Consider the following 17,473-nt stretch of genomic DNA (forward strand, 5'->3'; position numbering starts at 1 on the left):
CCGGATCAGCCGGCCGGGTCAGTTCTGGAGCGTGACGTCGGTCTCGTCGAAGAACTGCTGGACCGCCTCGTCGACGGTGACCGCGCCGAGGCCGAGGCTGGTGCCGAGGTCGAGGAAGTTCGCCTCGATCGCGCCGTAGCCGGCGACCGGGGCGGCCGGAGCCTCGCCCAGGCGGTCCTCGACGGAGTCGAGGTAGTCGGCGACCTGCTTGTCCGGGCCCTCGAGGTTCGCGCCGGCGAGCTGCTCGGAGGAGGCGGGGATGCCGAGGGTGGCGCCGAAGATCTCGCCGACCTCGGGGCTGTTGATCAGGAAGTCGAGGAACGTCGCGGCGGCCTCGGGGTGCTCGGTCGCGGAGGAGATCGCCTGCATCAGGCCGACCTTCTGGTAGAGGTCCTTGCTGCCCTCGTCCGCAGTCGGCGGGGCGGTCATCAGGATCTCGGACGCGCCGCTGTCGCCGATGTAGCCGCCGAGGAAGTTGCTCCAGCTCATCTCGCTGGTCGCGATGCCGGCGCCGAAGCCGGACTTGGGCAGCAGCTCCTGGAGGCGCGCGGCCGGAACGCCGGTGCTCGTGCGCATCTCGTCGCCCTGCTCCCAGAACGCGGCGAGGTCGTCCTCGGTGAAGCCGAGCTCGCCGTCCTCGGTGAACAGCTCCTTGCCCTCGGCGCGCAGCTGCAGCTCGAAGTTCTGGATGCGGCCGGTGTAGTCGGTGCCGCCGTAGACGGCGCCGCCGGTCTTCGCGGTGACGTCGGCGACGTAGGCCGCGTAGTCCTCCCAGCTGCCCCCGCCGGCGTAGGGCTCGACGCCGTTCGCCGCGAGGAGGTCCTGGTTCTGGAAGACCGCCCAGGCGCTGTAGCCGGTGGGGATCGCGTAGGTCGCGCCGTCGAGCTCGCCGGTGGCGAGCAGCTCCGGGGAGATGGTGCTCTCGTCGACCACGCCGCCGAAGTACTCGGACAGGTCGCCGAGCAGGCCGTTGTCGCCGTACTGGCGGAGGTAGGTGTAGTCGAACTGCATCACGTCGGGGAGCCCGCCGCCGGCCGCCTCGGTCTGGCGCTTCTCCCAGTAGCCGGGGTAGTCGGTGAAGGTCGAGTTGATGGTGATGTTCGGGTGCTCGTCCTCGAACAGGGCGATCGCCTGGTCGTAGCGGGCGGCGCGGTCGTCGTTGCCCCAGAACGTGTAGTCGAGGGTGATCTCCTCGTCCGGGTCCAGGGTGGCGGAGGCCCCGGAGCCTCCACCGGAGCAGCCGGTCAGAGCGAGGGCGGCCACGGCCACGGCGGCCACCGCCGAGTAGCGCTTGCTGTGTGAGCGGAACATCGTCGTCCTTTCGAGAACATCATCGTTTCGAGCCCCGAACTGCAATGAAACGTTTCGGGAAAGCGTTTGCCCCAAAATACGTGCCGGGGTCTCGCCCGTCAAGCCGGGCTCGCGGCGGGGTCTCGATACGCCGCCCGCGGCGGCTGCTCGACCGGCACGTACATGCTGATCGAGTAGCCCGCGGAGCGGGCGTATCGAGATCCGGCCCCGCCGGACGCGAGGGCCCGGCAGCCGGCGCGCTGAGGACGCGGGGTCTCGATACGCCGCCTGCGGCGGCTACTCGACCAGCATGGGGTGGCCACCCGCCCGCCGCCTGCCGTGGTGGCGGCCCCTCATGCTGATCGAGTAGCCCGCGGCGCGGGCGTATCGAGATCCGACCCTGCCGGACGCGAGGGCCCGGCAGCCCGCATGCTGCGGCCGCCCACGGCGGCTACTCGACCGGCACGCTGTCGGCGGCGCAGACCAGCACGCCGTCCACGACGGTGAGCACGGCCGCGCGGACGTGCGAGCGGCGCAGCGCGGCGCTCGGCGGCATCGACGCGAGGTCGCTGCCGTCCCAGCCGGGGTGGGTGAAGTAGACGATCAGGGCGCGGTCGTCGTCGAGCGGGACGACGTCCGCGTGCCGGGCGACGATCGGCGCACCGTCCAGCCGCTCCGGAGCGGTCAGGATCAGGCCCTCCCGCTCGTGCTGACGCCGCCAGTCGCCGACGCCGTTGAGGGAGTGGTGCACGGCCAGCCCGCGCCACTCGTCGGTGATCAGCCAGTACCGGCCGGCCAGCGGGAACACCTTCGGCCCCTCGTGCGGGCGCCCGGCGACGGTGACGCCCTCGAGCCGCCAGGACGCCGGGTCGCCGGGATCATCGCTGACGGCGACGACGGTGCGGGAGTCGCGCCGCTCGTCCTTCGCCCAGAGCCGGTACCGCCCGTCGCCGGTGCGCGCGACGGCGGCGTCGATCACCCGCTCGGAGCCGAGGTCGATCTCGCCGAGGAGCCGCCAGGTCTCGAGGTCGTCGCTCTCGAACTGCGCGATCGTCGCCCGTCCGGTCCAGTCGCAGGGGGTGCCGTCGATCCGGGTGACGAACATCTGCCAGCGATCCCCGATCCGCACGACGTCGGGCGCCCAGAGCGTGGGCAGGTCGGCCGACAGTCCGGCGTCGAGGCCGGGGATGGTGCCGCGGTACCGCCAGGTCGCCCCGCCGTCGCTCGACACCGCGACGCCGATCGCGCTGCCGTGCACCCACTCGACCCCGGGCAGATCGAGCGTCGCGCGGCGCTGGGTGTAGAACAGGCGCCACTCGCCGCGGAGGGTGTCGGCGACCAGCACCGGGTCGGTCGGTCCGTCGAACACGGGATCGCAGTAGGGCGCGGCGAAGGCGTCCTCGCGCAGGGGCGTCGGCTCGGTCATCGGGGTCCTCACGAGGTCTGGCGCACCGGCTCGCCCGGGCGCATCGGTCGGCAGAACCCTAGTCAGGAAAACGCTTGCCCACGACCGCGCCGCCCGGGTAGCGTCGAGGGCGTCCCCGTCGGAGCGGTCGCTCCCGAAGGCGCTGCGGACACCCCGATCGGAGTCGACCGTCTCGTGAGAGAAGCCCGTCCCTCGCAGGCCCCGCTGCTGCTCGACCGCCGCCACCCCGGCCGCTCCGCCCTCGGGCTGCTCGGCCGCTACCGCCCGCGCGTCGTCGTCGCCGTGCTGTTCTTCGCGGTCAAGGACACCCCGCTCTGGCTGCTCCCGGTGGTCACCGGCGCGATCGTCGACGTCGTCGTCGCCGGCGGCCCGGAGTCGACGCTCTGGCTGTGGGCCGGCATCGCCCTGCTCGCGCTGCTGCAGAACTACCCGAACCACGTGATGTACACCCGGCTCTACATGAGCGCCGTGCGCCAGACCGGCACGGACCTCCGCAACGCGCTCGCGGCCCGCCTGCAGAACCTCTCCATCGGCTTCCACTCCCGCGCCAGCTCGTCGATCGTGCAGACCAAGGTCGTCCGCGACGTCGAGAACATCGAGACGATGTACCAGCAGGTCGGCCACCCGCTGCTCTCCGCGACGATGGTGGCGATCGGCGCGGTCGTGATGACCGCGATCGAGGTGCCCGCGTTCCTCCCGGTCTACGCCTGCGCCATCCCGCTCGCGGTTCTCCTGCGCGCCTTCCTGGGCCGCCGCTCGCGCCGCAGCAACGAGCAGTTCCGCCGCGAGGTGGAGCACTTCTCCGCCCGCGTCGGCGAGATGGCGACGCTCATTCCGATTACCCGCGCGCACGGTCTCGAGCAGACCGCGGTCGCCCGGGTCGCGGCCGGCGCCGAGGGCGTCCGCTCGGCCGGCTACAGCCTCGACCTGCTGAACGGCCGCTTCGCCTCGCTCTCCTGGGTGAGCCTGCAGCTGCTCGGCATCGGCTGCCTGGTGCTCGCCGCCTGGGTCTCGATCAGCGGCTGGCTGCCGATCACGCCCGGCCAGGTCGTGCTCCTGAGCTCCTACTTCGCGCTGCTGACCGGCGCGATGACCAACCTGCTGATGCTGCTGCCCGTCATCGCCCGCGGCACCGAGTCGATCCGCTCGATCGGCGAGCTGCTGGAGGACCCGGACCTGGAGCAGAACGAGGGCAAGGCCCGCGCGGCCCAGGTGCGCGGGCGCATCCGGCTCGAGGACGTGACCTACCGCTACGGCGCGGGGAACGCTGAGGCCGGGAGCGGCGCCGACGTCGCCAGCACCGTCGGCGTCCGGAGCATCGACCTGGACATCGAGCCCGGCCGGACCGTCGCCTTCGTCGGCTCCTCCGGCTCCGGCAAGTCGACGATGCTCAACCTCGTGCTGGGCTTCCTCCGCCCGACCGGCGGCCGCATCCTGCTGGACGGCGTCGACGCCGAGACCCTCGACCTGCGCACCTGGCGCCGCTCCGTCTCGGTCGTGCCGCAGGACTCGGTGCTCTTCGAGGGTTCGATCCGCGACAACGTGGCCTACGGGCTGACCGGCGTCGGGGAGGAGCGGATCCTCGCCGCCCTCCGCGACGCGAACGCCCTGGAGTTCGTCCGCGAGCTGCCGGACGGGCTCGACGCGGTCGTCGGCGAGCGCGGCGCCCGCCTCTCCGGCGGTCAGCGCCAGCGCATCGCCATCGCCCGCGCCCTGGTCCGCGACCCGCGGGTGCTCCTGCTCGACGAGGCGACCAGCGCGCTCGATCCGGAGTCGGAGGCGGCCGTCAAGGAGGCGCTGCTGCGGCTCATGCGCGGCCGCACCACCCTGGTCGTCGCGCACCGGCTGTCGACGATCCGCTCGGCCGACACGATCGTCGTGCTCGAGCGCGGGCGGATCGTCGAGACCGGCAGCCACGAGGAGCTGCTCGCGGCAGGCGGGCGCTACGCGACGCTGCACGCGGTGCAGGCGGGGCGCTGAGCCGGCCCTGATCCGCGGCTCAGCCCTGCGGCCGCCCGACGCCGATCGACCAGGCGAGCGGCGGCGGCGTGCCGTTCAGGGCCCACTCGCCGACGATCCGCTGCTTGTAGATCACCGGGTTGTGCGCGCCGACCGTGCGCGCGTTGCGCCAGTGCCGGTCGAGCGCGGCTCCCGTCGCGACCCCGGAGGAGCCGAGCGCGTCGAAGAGCAGGGTCGCGGCGCGCGGCACCGACTCGGTGAGCAGCACCTGCGCCCGGTACACCTCGGCGCCGGCCGCGGGCACCAGTGACGGATCCGCTGCCGCCTCGCCGACGGCCTCCGCCGCGACCAGCACCGCGGCACGGGCGCCGAAGGCGATCGCCGAGATCGCGCCGACGACCTCCTGGATCTGCGCGTCGTCCCGGCCGTGATCGGCCAGGCCGTGGCTGTAGACCCGCGAGCGGGTGCGGACGGCCGCGACCGCATCGCGCTCGACCGCGGCGGCGATCCCGGCGAGCACCGCGAGCAGCTCGAGCTGGAAGAACGGCGTCTGGTGCGGCGCCCTCAGGACGGAGGCGAAGACGTGCTCCGGCTCGACGAGCGCGTCGGTGAAGACGGTGGTGCCGCTGCCGGAGAGCCGCTGGCCGAAGCCCGACCAGTCGTCGGTCGCGACCACGCCCGGCTGGTCGACGCGCACCACCACGGCGGTGTCCGTGCCGTCCTCGCGGCGCACGACGACGTCGGTCCAGTCCGCGAAGATCGTGCCGGTGGAGTAGTACTTGGTGCCGTTCACGACCAGCTCATCGCCCCGGCGGGTGAGCGTGGTCTGCGTGACGCCGACCGCGGCCGTGCCGATCTCACTCCAGGCGTTGCCGACCAGCTCGCCCGCCGCGAGCCGGTGCAGCCAGCCGTCGCGCGCCGACGACGGCGCGAAGGACAGCTGGTCCTCGACGAAGGCGAAGTGACCGCGGAGCGCCTGCGCAACGTTGGAGTCCGCCGTCGCGAGCTCGATCAGGAGCGACGCGGTCTCGCGCAGCGAGAGCCCGCGGCCGCCGTGCTCGACCGGCACCCGCAGGCCGCCGAAGCGGGCCGCGCGCAGTCGCGCGATCGGCTCGAAGGGCAGCTCGCGGTCGAGCTCGCGCTGGACGGCGCCCGCCGCGATCTCCTCGAAGACCGGGCGGAACACGGCCTGCGCCTCCGCGAGGCCCGACCGTCCGATGCCGCTCCCGTGTCCGGAGGCGCTCAGGTGTCCGGCGCCGCTCATGTGTACAGGGAGAGCGGCTGGACGTCGCCGGTCAGGTAGTTCGCGCCGACCTCGAGCTTCTTGTAGTCGACGGGGTCGTGCAGCGAGTGGGTGCGGACGTTCCGCCAGTAGAGGTCGAGCCCGATCGAGCTCTTCGCGGAGGAGGAGCCGGTCGCCTCGTAGATCCGGGTCGTCACGTCGAGCGCGAGCGCGTCCGTCACGATCTTCACCTTCGCGATCTCGATCGCCTGGGCGGCGCGCGACTCGGCGGTCACCGCCGCGCCGCGGGCGACCTCGGCGTCGTGCAGCGCGCCGACGCGGTCGGCCAGCGCCTCCGCGGCGGCCGTGTGCGCGACCAGCTCGCCGTAGAGGCGGCGCACGAACGGATCCTGCGCATAGGTCTCGACGCCCGAGAGGAACCAGGAGTTCTTCCGGCCGAGGGTCAGCCCCCGGCCCTTCGCCAGCGCGCCCTGGGCGATGCCGAGGTAGAGGTTGCCGAAGCCGAGCTGGATCGACGGCGTGATCAGCGTCGCGAACGGCTCGTCGACCAGCGCACCGAGGATCTCGGACGCATCCACCCGCACGCCGGTGAAGCGGACGGACCCGGAGGCGCTCTGCCGCTGGCCGAGGAAGTCCCAGTCGCCGAGCGGCTCGATGCCCGCGCGGTCGCGGGGGAGCACGAAGGTCAGCGTCTCGCCGGAGCGGTCGCCCCCGGCGATCACCGCGTTGACCAGCACCGCGTCCCCCGAGGAGACGCCGGTCGAGAAGCGCTTCAGCCCGTTCAGCTCGAAGCCGTCGCCGCGCGGCGTCAGCTCGAGATCGGGATCGACCGGGTTCACCGAGTCACCCCAGAGCCACCGGCCCTCGATCGTCGCGCGGTAGAACCGCTCGCGCTCCGACTCCGGCGCCGAGAACGCGATGTTGGCGGAGTTGACGTAGTGGTACAGCAGGATCTGCGCGAGCGAGGCGTCCGCCGCGGCGAGGATCCGGATCACCCGGAACGCCGTGCTCCAGACCGCGCCGCCGCCGCCGTACTCGGCCGGGTCGAGCAGGTTCACGAGGCCCGAGGAGCGCAGCGGCTCGAGCTCGGTGGTCGGGTCGAGGTTGCCGCGGTCGCGCTCGAGGACGTCGGCCGCGAGGATCTCGGCGACGCCGGACGCGACGGCGTCCCAGTGCGCGTGCTCGGCGGCGGTCGCGACGCGGTCCCAGTGCGAGCGCGGACGCTCGGCGCGGGACTCGGGGCTGGTCGGGGCAGTGGCGGTCGGGCTCATCGGACGGGCTCCGGGTCGAGGGCGGGCAGAACGGAGAGGACGCTGTCGGGCAGTCCGTCGGCGGCGCTGGGCGAGCCGGTGTACGCGCCGCGGTAGGCGGCGGCGGGGTGCGAGTCCTTCACGCGGGCGCTGCCCGGGCCCTGGAGGTACTCGCGCAGGGTCGCGCCCTCGTACTCCTCCCAGACCCGGCCGCGCCGGCGCAGCTCGGGCACGGCGAGGTCGACGAAGTCCTCGAAGGTGCCGGGGGTGACCACGTAGGCGAGGTTGAAGCCGTCGATCCCGGCGACGTCGACCCAGCGCTCCAGCTCGTCCGCGACGGTGCTCGGCGAGCCGACGATCACCGGGCCGATGCCGCCGATGCCGAGGTACTCCGCGACGTCGTCCGGGGTCCAGGCGCGGTCGGGGTCCGCCTTCGTGAAGATCGAGAGGGCGCTGCGCACCGCATCGGTGTCGACGTAGTCGAGCGGCACGTCCGCGGGGAACTGCGACAGGTCGAGCCCAGCCCAGCCGCCGTAGAACGCGAGCGCCCCCTCGCGGGACGAGTACGTCTTGAAGTCGGCGTACTTGGCCTGCGCCTCGGCATCCGTCTCGGCGACGATCACGGTCGCGAGGATGAGGATCTTCGGGTCGGTGCGCGCGCGGCCGTGCTTCTCCGCGGCGTCCCGGATGGCGTCGGTGGTCCGCCGGGTCAGCTCCGGCCGGATCGCGTTGATGAAGACGGCCTCGCCGTGCTTCGCCGAGAAGTCGATGCCGCGCGGCGAGGCCCCCGCCTGGAAGATCACCGGCGTCCGCTGCGGCGACGGCTCGGAGAGGTGGATGCCCGGCACCCGGTAGTGGGTGCCGGAGTGGCCGATCGGGTGCACCTTTCGCGGGTCGGTGAAGACGCCGCGCTCGCGGTCGCGCAGCACCGCGCCCTCCTCCCAGGAGCCCTCCCAGAGCTTGTAGCTGACGTCGAGGAACTCCTCGGCGATGTCGTAGCGCTCGTCGTGCGGGATCTGCCGCTCGAGGCCGAGGTTCTGCGCGGCACTGTCGAGGTACGAGGTGACGACGTTCCAGCCGATCCGCCCCTTGGTCAGGTGGTCGAGCGTGGAGAGCCGGCGCGCGAGGGCGTACGGCTGCTCGTAGGTCGGCGAGATGGTGACGCCGAAGCCGAGGTGCTTCGTGGCGGCGGCCATCGCGGGGATCTGCAGCAGCGGGTCGTTGACCGGGACCTGCGCGGAGTCGATCAGCGCGGGGCCGACGGAGCCGCGGTAGACGTCGTAGACGCCGAGCACGTCGGCGAGGAAGAGCGCATCGAAGGTGCCGCGCTCGAGAGTCCTCGCGAGGTCGATCCAGTACTCGAGGTCGTTGTAGCGGTCGGCCTGCGAGTCGGGGTGCCGCCAGAGGCCGGGCGCCTGGTGTCCGACACAGGTCATGTCGAAGGCGTTGAGGACGATGCGGGACGCCATGGGACTCCGTTCGGTTCGGGGCTGGTGCGCTTCGGACCCTAGGAGGGACGGCCGACACCGCGTCGCCGCCGGCGCAATCCGGCGTAACGAACGGCCGCCGTGTTGCGCCGTGTGACGCCGCGTTGCGGTGGATGACCGGCGGGCGTGACGAGCCGCCGCGCCGCCGCCACGATGGCCAGCAGCGCCGCCCGGTCCTCCTCGGATCCGGGCGCACCGCCTCCCTCTCCCGCACCGACGTCCCACACCGAAGCAGGCCCTCCCATGCGATTCCGCTCCCTCACCTCCGCGGTGGCGCTCCTCGCCGCCGCGACGCTGGTCCTCACCGGCTGCTCGCTCAAGGAGGAGTCCTCCGGCGCGAACGCCGCGAACGCCGCCGCCGCCGAGGCGACCACCGCCGCGGCCTCGACCGCCGACGTCCCGAGCCTCGAGGGCAGGACGGTCGGCGTCGCGGCGAAGGACATCGTCCACGACTTCTCCCGGATCGTGTACCAGTCGGTGCAGGACCGGGTGGAGGCGCTCGGCGGCACCGTCGTCGCCACCCAGGCCGAGGCCAAGGACGACAAGCACGTCTCGGACATCGAGAACCTCGTCGCGCAGAAGCCCGACGCGATCATCGTGATCCTCGGCGACGCGACGACCCTCGCGCCGGCGCTGAAGGAGGTGCACGACGCGGGCATCCCGCTGTTCACCATCGACAACGTGTCCGAGTACTCCGAGAACAACGTCACCAGCGACAACTGGCAGATCGGCTCGACGCTCGCCCGCACCATCGCCGAGGACATCGGCGGCTCCGGCCAGATCCTGGTCTTCAACGGCTTCCCGGGCGTCGCGCCCTGCCGCATCCGCTACAACGAGCTGAAGCTCGTCCTCGAGGACTACCCGGGCATCTCGATCCTCCAGCCCGAGCTGCAGGACAAGTACGAGGGCACGATCGAGGACGCGAAGCAGCAGATCGGCGACGCGCTCTCGCGCTACCCGAAGGGCGAGATCTCGGCGATCTGGTCCTGCTGGGACACCCCGCAGATCGGCGCCGCGCAGGCCGTCGACGCGGCGGGCCGCGACGAGATCAAGATCTACGGCGTCGACGCCGACCAGGGCGCGCTCGACCTGATCGCCGACCCCGACTCCTCCTACACCGCGACCGTCGCGCAGCAGAACCTCGCCATCGGCGCCGGCTCGGCCGACAACGTGGCCCGCTTCCTCGGCGGCGAGGCGGACGCGGTCACGCCGACCACCTACTTCGCCCCGGTGCTCATCGACAAGGCGAACATCGCCGAGAAGACCGCGGAGCTCGGTCTCGGTGGCTAGTCCGTCTGCGGCGGCCCCGGCCGCCCGACCCTCGGCCCCTCCGGCGCCCGCTCTCGAGATGGCGGGGATCTCGAAGTCCTTCGCCGGCGTGCCGGTGCTGCGCGACGTCGCTCTCACGGTCGGCCGCGGCGAGGTCGTCGCCCTGGTGGGCGAGAACGGCGCGGGCAAGTCCACGCTGATCAAGATCCTCACCGGCCTGTACTCGGCCGACGCGGGCTCGATCGCGATCGACGGAGCACCGGTGGCGATCACCGCCCCGCGCGACGCCGAGCGGGCCGGCATCCGGGTCGTGCACCAGGACCGGCACCTCGCCGGTCGCCTGACCGTGGCCGAGCAGCTCTACCTCGGCCACGAGCGGCTGCGCCGCCGGGGCACCTCGGCCGAGGCCGTGCTCGCCGAGCTGGTCGGCCTCGTCGTCCGCGGCGGCACCCTCGTCGACGACCTCACCGTCGCCGAGCAGCAGCAGCTGCAGATCGCCCGGGCGCTGCTGGTCGAGCCGCGGATCCTGGTGCTCGACGAGCCGACCGCACCGCTGGCCGCCGAGGAGGTGGCGGCGCTGTTCGCCTCGATCCGCCGGCTGCAGGCGCGCGGCGTCGCCGTGATCTACATCTCGCACTACCTCCAGGAGGTGCAGCGCGTCGCGAGCCGCGTGGTGGTGCTCCGCAACGGCGCGAACGTCGGCGGGCTGGACCTGATCGACGGCGACGCCGAGCAGGGCGCCCGGATCGTCGAGCTGATGCTCGGCCGCGACGTCGAGGAGTTCGCGCTCCGCTCCGACCGGGTGGTCGCCGCCGACGTCCCGCCGCTGCTCGAGCTCGAGGCGCTGACCGTGCCCGGCGCGCTCGACGCCCTCGACCTGACGGTGCGCCCGGGCGAGATCGTCGGCGTCACCGGCCTCGTCGGCTCCGGGGTCGACGTGCTCGCGGACGCCGTGGTCGGCCTCTCCCGCCGCAGCGGCCGCGTGCGCGTGGCCGGCACCGCCACCTCCTCCGCCCGGGCCTTCGTCGCCGCGGGCGGAGGCTACGTGCCGAGCGACCGGCGCCGCGACGGCGTCCTGCTCGCGCACACCGTCCGGGAGAACCTCTCGATCGCCTCGCTCGGGCGGATCAGCCTCGGCGGCCTGCTGCCCAGCCGCCGCCGCGACCGGGCGCTCGCGCTCGAGCAGATCGCCGCGCTCGACGTGCGCCCCGCCGATCCGGAGGCCGTGGTCGGCACGCTCTCCGGCGGCAACCAGCAGAAGGTCGCCGTGGGGAAGTGGCTGGCCGCCGGCTCGCGGGTGCTCGTCCTCGATCAGCCCACCGCGGGCGTCGACATCGGCAGCCGCGCGGCGGTCTACGCGCTCATCGACCGGCTCGTCGACGAGGGCGCCGGCATCCTCCTCGTCTCGCTCGACCTCGAGGAGCTCGTCGGCCTCGCCGACCGCGTCCTCGTGCTGCACCGCGGCGCCGTGCGCGCCGAGCTGCCCCGGAGCGAGCTCAGCGTCGACCGGGTGCTCGCGATCGCCTCCGGCGCCGTCGCCCCCGACACCCTGGAGAGTGCCCGATGACCCTCACCACCGCGCCCGCCGAGAAGGCGTCCCCGACGGAGGCGCCCGCCGCCCCGCGCGCCCGCCGCCGCGGCATCGGCGCGCTCGCGCTGATCGGCTACCTCGTCGTCCTCCTCGAGATCGCGGTGTTCAGCGCCGCCTCGCCCGTCTTCGCCACCGGCGGCAACGTCTCGACGATCCTGATCCAGGCCGTCGTCCCCGCGATCGCCGGCTTCGGCCTCGCGATCGTGGTGATCACCGGCGGCGACGACGTCGTCCGCGGCGGCATCGACCTCGCCTCCGGACCGATCGTCGGCCTCTCCGGCGTCGTCGCCGCCGTCGCCCTGACAGCGGGCCTCGGCGCACTGCCCGCCGTGCTGCTCGCCCTGCTCGTCTCGGTCGGCTTCGGCGCGATCAGCGGCACCGCCGTCGTGCTCGGCCTCCGCCCGCTGCTCGCCACGCTCGCCGTCTCCGGGATCGTCGGCTCCGTCGTCTTCCTCGCCACCGACAACGTCAAGGTGCCGGTCGCGGATCCGCTCTTCGACTGGCTGCGCGGCGGCAGCGTCCTCGGCCTCCCGGCACCGGTCGCGGTGCTCGCCGTCGTCACGGTGGCGACCGCCCTCGCCGTCGGCCGGACCTCCTGGGGCACCCGCAGCTACGCCGTCGGCCAGAACCCGACCGCGGCGAGCGTCGCGGGCGTCTCCGTCTGGCGCCACGTCCTCACCAGCTACCTGCTCTCCGGGCTCCTCGCCGGCATCGCCGGGCTGCTGCTCGCCGCGCGCCTCGCGGCCGCCGTGCCCGGGATCGGCAACCAGATCCTGCTCGACATCATCGTCACCGCCTACCTCTCGGTGGTGTTCTCCCGCCGCTTCGTCGTCACCATCGGCGGCACGCTGCTCGCCGCCGTCTTCGTGGCCGCGCTCGGCAACGGCTTCACCCTGATCGGCGTCGACAGCCAGTGGGTCGGCGCGATCAAGGGGCTGCTCATCCTGCTCGTCCTCGGCCTCGCGGCCCTCCGCGAGAGAGGGGTCCGCTCGTGACCGCCGTCGCCCTGCCCGTGTCCGAGTCCCGCCGGGCCCTCGCCGTCCGCCTGCTCGCGCCCGCCGCGGTCGTGCTCCTGCTCGCCGTCTTCGGCGCGAGCGTGCCCGGCTACTTCGCGCCGACCAACCTGCTCAACGTCGCGAGCGCCGGGGCGCTGCTGCTGATCGCGGCCTGCGCGATGACGCTCGTCGTCCGGGCCGGCGGGATCGACCTCTCGATCGGCATCGCGATCGACCTCGCGGCCCTCGGCGCCACCGCGCTGATCGCCGACGGCTACGTGACCTGGTTCGCGGTGCTGATCGGCCTCGGCTTCGGGACGCTGGCGGGCGTGGTCAACGCGGTGCTGGTGATCGTGCTGAGGATCCGCGCCTTCCTCGCGACGCTGTCGGTCTGGTTCATCGGCACCAGCGCCCAGCAGCTGCTCACCGGCGGCGGCGCGCCGATCTACCTGCGCCGCCAGGCGACGCCCGACGCCTTCGCCGCCTGGGGCAACGCCACCGTGCTCGGCATCGGCGTCCCGGTGCTGCTGGCGATCGCGGTCGCCGTCGCGGTCTGGCTGCTGCTGGACCGCACCCGCTGGGGCCGCGTGCTCACCGCGGCGGGGGAGCAGCCCGGAGCCACCCGCATCGCCGGCCGCCGCGTCGGGATCTCGCTCGCCTCCGCGTTCGTCGTCGCAGCGCTGATCGGCGCTCTGGCCGGCATCGCGCTCGCCTCGCGGAGCTACGGCTACTCGCCGGCGAGCGGCCAGCTCTACGTGCTCGACGCGATCGGCGCCGTCTTCATCGGCGCGACGCTCTCGGCGCACGGCCGCCCGAACGTGCTCGGCACCGTGCTCGGAGTCCTGATCTTCGGCCTGATCAACAACGGGCTCGTGCTGCTCGGCGTCTCCTTCTACTGGCAGGGCCTCGTCCGCGGATCGGTGCTGCTGCTCCTCCTCCTCGCGACAGCGCTGCTCCGCCGGGAGTCGATCGCGCCACCGCTGCGGACGCTGCTGACGTCGCGGCGGTGACGGGCGGGCATCGCGCGCCACCGACCTCCGCCGGACGTCCTCACCGCTCCGCGCATGCCGCTTCCGAACTAGGATCGGCAGTGCGCTGAGAGCAGGAGGAGACGACCATGACAGACCTCGCCACGAGTCCGCCGCCGGTCACGAGCTCGACGGGGCCCGGCAGCGAGTCCGCCCTCGAGGCTCGCCTGAGGATCATCGTCGGACTCGCCCACGGCGCCTCGGAGTCTCAGCTCGCCGACGAGCTCGAGCTCGCGCCGGACGTCGTGCACGAGCATCTCCGCGGCGTTCTCGTCCAGCTCTCTCCCGAGCTGCTCGCCATGGTCGCCCACCCCGAGCTGACCGACGGGCTGGACGGGCTGTATCGAGCCGTCCGCGACAGGGGAGGCGATGAGCAGACGCTCGCCACGCTCCTCACGGAGCAGACCGCACTCCTCTCGCGGCACCGGTCGCCGGGTGGCGGGCTGGCCCAGGGCGCGGCGGACTTCCTCGTCGAGTCCGGGTCGATGACCGCCGAGGAGCTCGCCGAGACCGAGGCGGAGGTCGCGCGCGGAGAGCTCGCCGACCTCGAGCGGCGCACCCGGCTGCAGGCGATCGTCGACTCGTTCGACACCGCCGAGGTGGCCTCGCGACTCAGGATCGACGAGACCCGCGTGCGCCACCGGAAGGCGAAGGACGGGCTGTACGCCTTCAAGGTGGGCTCGAAGCTGCGGTTCCCGGCCTGGCAGTTCACCGACGACCGGGAGCGGCCGATGCTGCCGGGCGTCCCCGCGCTCGTCAAGGCGATCCCGGACGACATGCATCCCGCGAGCGTGCTCGGCTTCATGACCACGCCGCAGGAGGAGCTCCTCATCGGCGAGACGCCGGTCACCCCGGTGCGCTGGCTCTCCGGGGGAGGCGATCCGCGGGAGGTCCTCGTCGCCCTGGCCGAGTTCGACGAGTCGTGAAGGTCCCGCTCACCCCGCCGACGACCTTCGTCACCGACCCGTCGCACCTGCGCGAGTACTCCGGACCGCTCTGGCGCCTGTATCGCAGCGCGGGCGCGCACGTGGGCGCGTGGGACGCCCTGCGCCACCACGGACCGGTGCCGGGGATGCGCTTCGACCCGCACCCGCCTCCTCCGGGGCACCACCCGACCGTCGGCGTTCTCTCCGCCGCGGCGGACGCCGTGACGGCGATCGGCGAGACGTACCAGCGTCGACGGGTGGTCGACCGCGTGCAGAACGCTCCGCGGCTCGTGGGCTGGCGTCCGTCCCGTCCGCTGACGCTCCTCGATCTCACCGGTGAGTGGCCCGTCCGCAACGGTGCGGCCGCCTCCATCCAGATGGGGCCGAAGCGGGCCACACAGGCCTGGGCCCGGGCGATCGAGGAGCGCCTCAGCAGCATCGACGGGCTGTGGCACCTGTCGGCGATCACCGGGAACCCGATCGCCACGCTGTTCAGCCGCGTGGAGCGGGAGCCGGCCTTCCCCCCGCGGCCGAGCTTCCACACGGCCTTGAGCGACGCGACCGCCGACGCGGTGGTGCTCGTCGCCGCCCGGCGACTGGGCTTCGCGGTGCTCGGGGATCCGTAGCCGCTGCCCGCCGGGTCGCGGCCGGCTCGGCGCCCCTCACCTCCCGCCGAGCACTGCCCGACCGTCGCCGCCCGCCGGTCACAGCCCGCGGTAGGCCGCCGCGGTGGTCGTGCGCAGGCCGTCCGTCTGCGCGGTGACCTGTGCGCTGCCCGCCGGGACGGTGGATCGCCGAGTGGCGAACGCCCGCGAGACCGTCGCGCCCGGAGCGACGCCGGCGATCGTCGAGGTGCCGTACGCGGTGACGATGGTGATCTCCGTCGCGGTCCTGCCGGTGTTCTTCGCCGTCACCGTGAGCACGACCGTCCCGAGGGTCTTGCGCGTGGCCGCGGTCGCTGTCACCCCGGGCGGTGCGGCGACCGTGGTGCGCGGCAGGGGCACCGCCGGCAGCCCGGGGACGCGGGCGGCGATCGAGACGGTGCCGGTCGTCGCGCCCGTCCGGAGAGGGGGGAGTGCGGCCGTTCCCGACGCCGCGGAGAGGACCGTCGCCGCCTTCGTGCCGTCGGCGAAGGTCGCTGGGCCGGTGAGCGCGAAGGAGACGGCGCGACCCGCGAGCGCCCGGCCGCGCGCGTCGAGGACGTCCACACCGGCGGCGACGTCGCGTGTCGACGAGGTGGCGACGGTCGTCGCGGCGCCACGGGCGACGAGCGAGGCGACCGGGGCCACGCCGGTGGCGCTGAGCTCCGCGACGCCGGTCGAACCGCCGTACTCCGCGCTTCCCCAGGCCTGGAACACCGTGCGGAGGGCCGTCGTCGCCACCGGGGTGAAGACGACCGTGTTCACCGCGTCCCGAGCGCGGCCGGCCGGGCTCGCTCCCGCGACCGGCACCCAGGCGCCCGCGGCGTCGAGGTAGTCGACGCGCCAGGACCGAGGCGGGATCACGCCCTGCTGCGCGCTGTCGGCCGCGTCGGCGGCGAAGCGCACCGACGCGCTGTCCACGGTCACCGTCGCCGGCCAGGTGAGCCCGAGCCACTGCTCGCCCACGCGGGGCCAGCTGCTCCACGCGGTTCCGGTCCTGCCGTCGACGGCGTCGCCGACGGACGACCAGCCCGAGGTGTAGGACGCGGAGGCCGCGGCGCGGCGGGTGATGTCGCCGACGTCCTCGGTGCAGGGCACGGTGACGGTGACGGTCGCCGTCCGCGCCGTCGCATCGAGGGCCTCCACGCGGAGCGACATGCCGGTGTTCAGGGCGACGGTCTCGCCGGCGAGGGCGAACTCGTTCCCGACGCTCGCGTCACCGGGCCGCTGCAGCAGCTCGGCGCTGCCGCCGGTGCTGCGCAGGATCTGCACGCCCGAGACCGTCCGCGGCGTCTGCCAGGGACTGCTGTAGGCGCCGCCGTCCGCTCGCGGATCGGCCTTGTCGTTGTACTGCGCCCAGTACCGCACCGCCGAGTCCTGCGGGTCGGTCCAGGTGAGGGCTCGAGGAGTGCCCGGACCGGCCCCCAGGGTGTCGATGACGGTCGTCCGCGGCGCGCCGCAGACAGGCTGCCGGGTGTCCGAGAGGATGCCGAGCTGCGCGAGGGTCGGTGCCGAGAGGGGCGTGAAGAGCCAGGAGTCGCCCATGACGTCGGTCAGGTTCCCGTACTCCTCACGGGCGCACGAGGCACCGGGCGCGACGTCCCACGACGAGGCGCACTGGACACTCGAGGCGTGGAAGAGCGAGAGGTTGTGACCCAGCTCGTGGGCGAGCAGGATCGCGTCGGGACCGCCCTGGAACGTCCGCCCGCCGTCGTCCGGGTCTCCCGGCTGCTCCCCGTTGGCCCAGATCGGGCAGGGGTCGCCCGGGGGCACCATGGCGACGAGGTGCCGCGCCGGTCCGGGCTGCCAGCCCGTCGTGCGCGAGATCCAGTCGTGCAGGCCGCCCGTGTCGCTGCAGCCGATCGGCTCGTCGATGCTCCGCCAGTCGATCAGCCGCTCGAGCTCGAAGCGCACGGCTCCGCCGGTCTCGCGGTCGTAGAAGTCGTCGACGAGCTCGAGGGAGCGGCGCGCGTCCTCCGCGCTGAACGACGGAGTCGTGCCCTGCGGCGCCACGAGGGCGATGGTCACCTCGTGCACGACGATGTCGGCGCGGGAGGGGATCGCCACATCGGTGAAGTCCGCCGGCGCGGCCGCCGCCCGGAGGAGCGACGGCGAGCCGGGTTCTGCGACGGCGTCGCTCGCCGCGGGTGCGGAGTCGACTCCGCCGCCGTCGCGGGCCGGAGGCGTCGAGGTGCTCGCCGTCCCCGCCGGCGCGGCGACGGCCGAGTGCGGCGCGGCGACGAGCCCCGCTGCCAGGAGGAGCCCGCAGAGGCCTCCGGTGAAGTGAGTAGCGCGGCGCATGGTGTCCCCTCATGGAGTGCCCGGACGACGCCGGGCGCAGCGGGCCGGATCGGCAGGGCCGGGCAGG

Annotated in this window: 13 protein-coding genes; 7 read left to right on the forward strand and 6 right to left on the reverse strand. The window is 73.5% G+C overall.

Features of this window, described 5'->3' with window-relative positions; all coding sequences use genetic code 11:
- Nucleotides 1–18 precede the first annotated feature (18 nt).
- Nucleotides 19–1,311, reverse strand: coding sequence for an ABC transporter substrate-binding protein (locus C1I64_RS06235; RefSeq protein WP_127886581.1), 1,293 nt, complete (start codon nucleotides 1,309–1,311; stop codon nucleotides 19–21).
- Nucleotides 1,312–1,741: 430 nt separating this feature from the next.
- Entirely contained in the window at nucleotides 1,742–2,716 is a 975-nt protein-coding gene (locus C1I64_RS06240; protein ID WP_127886582.1) for a glycoside hydrolase family protein, read from the reverse strand.
- 174 nt (nucleotides 2,717–2,890) lie between these two features.
- Here C1I64_RS06240 and C1I64_RS06245 point away from each other — a divergent pair, with 174 nt between their 5' ends.
- The gene (locus C1I64_RS06245; protein ID WP_127886583.1) at nucleotides 2,891–4,696 is read left to right on the forward strand and encodes an ABC transporter ATP-binding protein; all 1,806 of its coding nucleotides are present in this window, start codon (nucleotides 2,891–2,893) and stop codon (nucleotides 4,694–4,696) included.
- A 19-nt stretch (nucleotides 4,697–4,715) separates the two neighbouring features.
- Here the strand turns inward: C1I64_RS06245 and C1I64_RS06250 are convergent, their stop codons facing one another.
- From C1I64_RS06250 to C1I64_RS06260, 3 genes are read right to left on the reverse strand one after another with little or no spacing between them, the layout of a single operon-like run.
- The gene (locus tag C1I64_RS06250) at nucleotides 4,716–5,939 is read right to left on the reverse strand and encodes an acyl-CoA dehydrogenase family protein (RefSeq protein ID WP_127886584.1); all 1,224 of its coding nucleotides are present in this window, start codon (nucleotides 5,937–5,939) and stop codon (nucleotides 4,716–4,718) included.
- A complete protein-coding gene (locus C1I64_RS06255; protein ID WP_127886585.1) occupies nucleotides 5,936–7,189 on the reverse strand; it encodes an acyl-CoA dehydrogenase family protein in 1,254 nt (417 codons plus the stop codon). The genes C1I64_RS06250 and C1I64_RS06255 overlap by 4 nt, the downstream gene beginning before the upstream one ends.
- Nucleotides 7,186–8,637, reverse strand: coding sequence for an LLM class flavin-dependent oxidoreductase (locus C1I64_RS06260; protein WP_123732386.1), 1,452 nt, complete (start codon nucleotides 8,635–8,637; stop codon nucleotides 7,186–7,188). The genes C1I64_RS06255 and C1I64_RS06260 overlap by 4 nt, the downstream gene beginning before the upstream one ends.
- Nucleotides 8,638–8,898: 261 nt before the next feature.
- Between C1I64_RS06260 and C1I64_RS06265 the strand changes: the two genes are divergently transcribed.
- The 6 genes from C1I64_RS06265 (at nucleotide 8,899) to C1I64_RS06290 (ending at nucleotide 15,090) form a co-directional block, all read left to right on the forward strand.
- Nucleotides 8,899–9,945 carry a sugar ABC transporter substrate-binding protein gene (locus C1I64_RS06265; protein ID WP_127886586.1) on the forward strand — a complete coding sequence of 349 codons (1,047 nt, stop codon included), beginning with the start codon at nucleotides 8,899–8,901 and terminating at the stop codon, nucleotides 9,943–9,945.
- A gap of 58 nt (nucleotides 9,946–10,003) precedes the next feature.
- Nucleotides 10,004–11,491 carry a sugar ABC transporter ATP-binding protein gene (locus C1I64_RS06270; RefSeq protein WP_127886587.1) on the forward strand — a complete coding sequence of 496 codons (1,488 nt, stop codon included), beginning with the start codon at nucleotides 10,004–10,006 and terminating at the stop codon, nucleotides 11,489–11,491.
- On the forward strand, nucleotides 11,488–12,510 hold the full coding sequence (locus C1I64_RS06275; RefSeq protein ID WP_127886588.1) for an ABC transporter permease: 1,023 nt from the start codon (nucleotides 11,488–11,490) through the stop codon (nucleotides 12,508–12,510). Before C1I64_RS06270 ends, C1I64_RS06275 begins: the two co-directional genes overlap by 4 nt.
- The gene (locus C1I64_RS06280) at nucleotides 12,507–13,520 is read left to right on the forward strand and encodes an ABC transporter permease (RefSeq protein ID WP_164874458.1); all 1,014 of its coding nucleotides are present in this window, start codon (nucleotides 12,507–12,509) and stop codon (nucleotides 13,518–13,520) included. Before C1I64_RS06275 ends, C1I64_RS06280 begins: the two co-directional genes overlap by 4 nt.
- Nucleotides 13,521–13,627: 107 nt before the next feature.
- On the forward strand, nucleotides 13,628–14,464 hold the full coding sequence (locus C1I64_RS06285; RefSeq protein WP_127886590.1) for a hypothetical protein: 837 nt from the start codon (nucleotides 13,628–13,630) through the stop codon (nucleotides 14,462–14,464).
- Nucleotides 14,461–15,090: an RES family NAD+ phosphorylase gene (locus tag C1I64_RS06290; protein WP_127886591.1), complete on the forward strand. Its 630-nt coding sequence runs from the start codon at nucleotides 14,461–14,463 to the stop codon at nucleotides 15,088–15,090. Before C1I64_RS06285 ends, C1I64_RS06290 begins: the two co-directional genes overlap by 4 nt.
- Nucleotides 15,091–15,168: 78 nt before the next feature.
- On the opposite strand, the gene C1I64_RS06295 is transcribed toward C1I64_RS06290, so the two are convergent.
- Entirely contained in the window at nucleotides 15,169–17,406 is a 2,238-nt protein-coding gene (locus C1I64_RS06295; RefSeq protein WP_127886592.1) for a discoidin domain-containing protein, read from the reverse strand.
- Nucleotides 17,407–17,473: the final 67 nt, after the last annotated feature.

Origin of the sequence: Rathayibacter festucae DSM 15932, assembly GCF_004011135.1 — a bacterium.
GTDB classification, from domain to species: domain Bacteria; phylum Actinomycetota; class Actinomycetes; order Actinomycetales; family Microbacteriaceae; genus Rathayibacter; species Rathayibacter festucae.

Coding starts and splice junctions, on each gene's coding strand:
- C1I64_RS06235 (WP_127886581.1), bottom strand. CDS start 1,311: ATGTTCCGCTCACACAGCAAGCGCTACTCGGCGGTGGCCGCCGTGGCC.
- C1I64_RS06260 (WP_123732386.1), bottom strand. CDS start 8,637: ATGGCGTCCCGCATCGTCCTCAACGCCTTCGACATGACCTGTGTCGGA.
- C1I64_RS06255 (WP_127886585.1), bottom strand. CDS start 7,189: ATGAGCCCGACCGCCACTGCCCCGACCAGCCCCGAGTCCCGCGCCGAG.
- C1I64_RS06275 (WP_127886588.1), top strand. CDS start 11,488: ATGACCCTCACCACCGCGCCCGCCGAGAAGGCGTCCCCGACGGAGGCG.
- C1I64_RS06295 (WP_127886592.1), bottom strand. CDS start 17,406: ATGCGCCGCGCTACTCACTTCACCGGAGGCCTCTGCGGGCTCCTCCTG.
- C1I64_RS06265 (WP_127886586.1), top strand. CDS start 8,899: ATGCGATTCCGCTCCCTCACCTCCGCGGTGGCGCTCCTCGCCGCCGCG.
- C1I64_RS06240 (WP_127886582.1), bottom strand. CDS start 2,716: ATGACCGAGCCGACGCCCCTGCGCGAGGACGCCTTCGCCGCGCCCTAC.
- C1I64_RS06270 (WP_127886587.1), top strand. CDS start 10,004: ATGGCGGGGATCTCGAAGTCCTTCGCCGGCGTGCCGGTGCTGCGCGAC.
- C1I64_RS06250 (WP_127886584.1), bottom strand. CDS start 5,939: ATGAGCGGCGCCGGACACCTGAGCGCCTCCGGACACGGGAGCGGCATC.
- C1I64_RS06285 (WP_127886590.1), top strand. CDS start 13,628: ATGACAGACCTCGCCACGAGTCCGCCGCCGGTCACGAGCTCGACGGGG.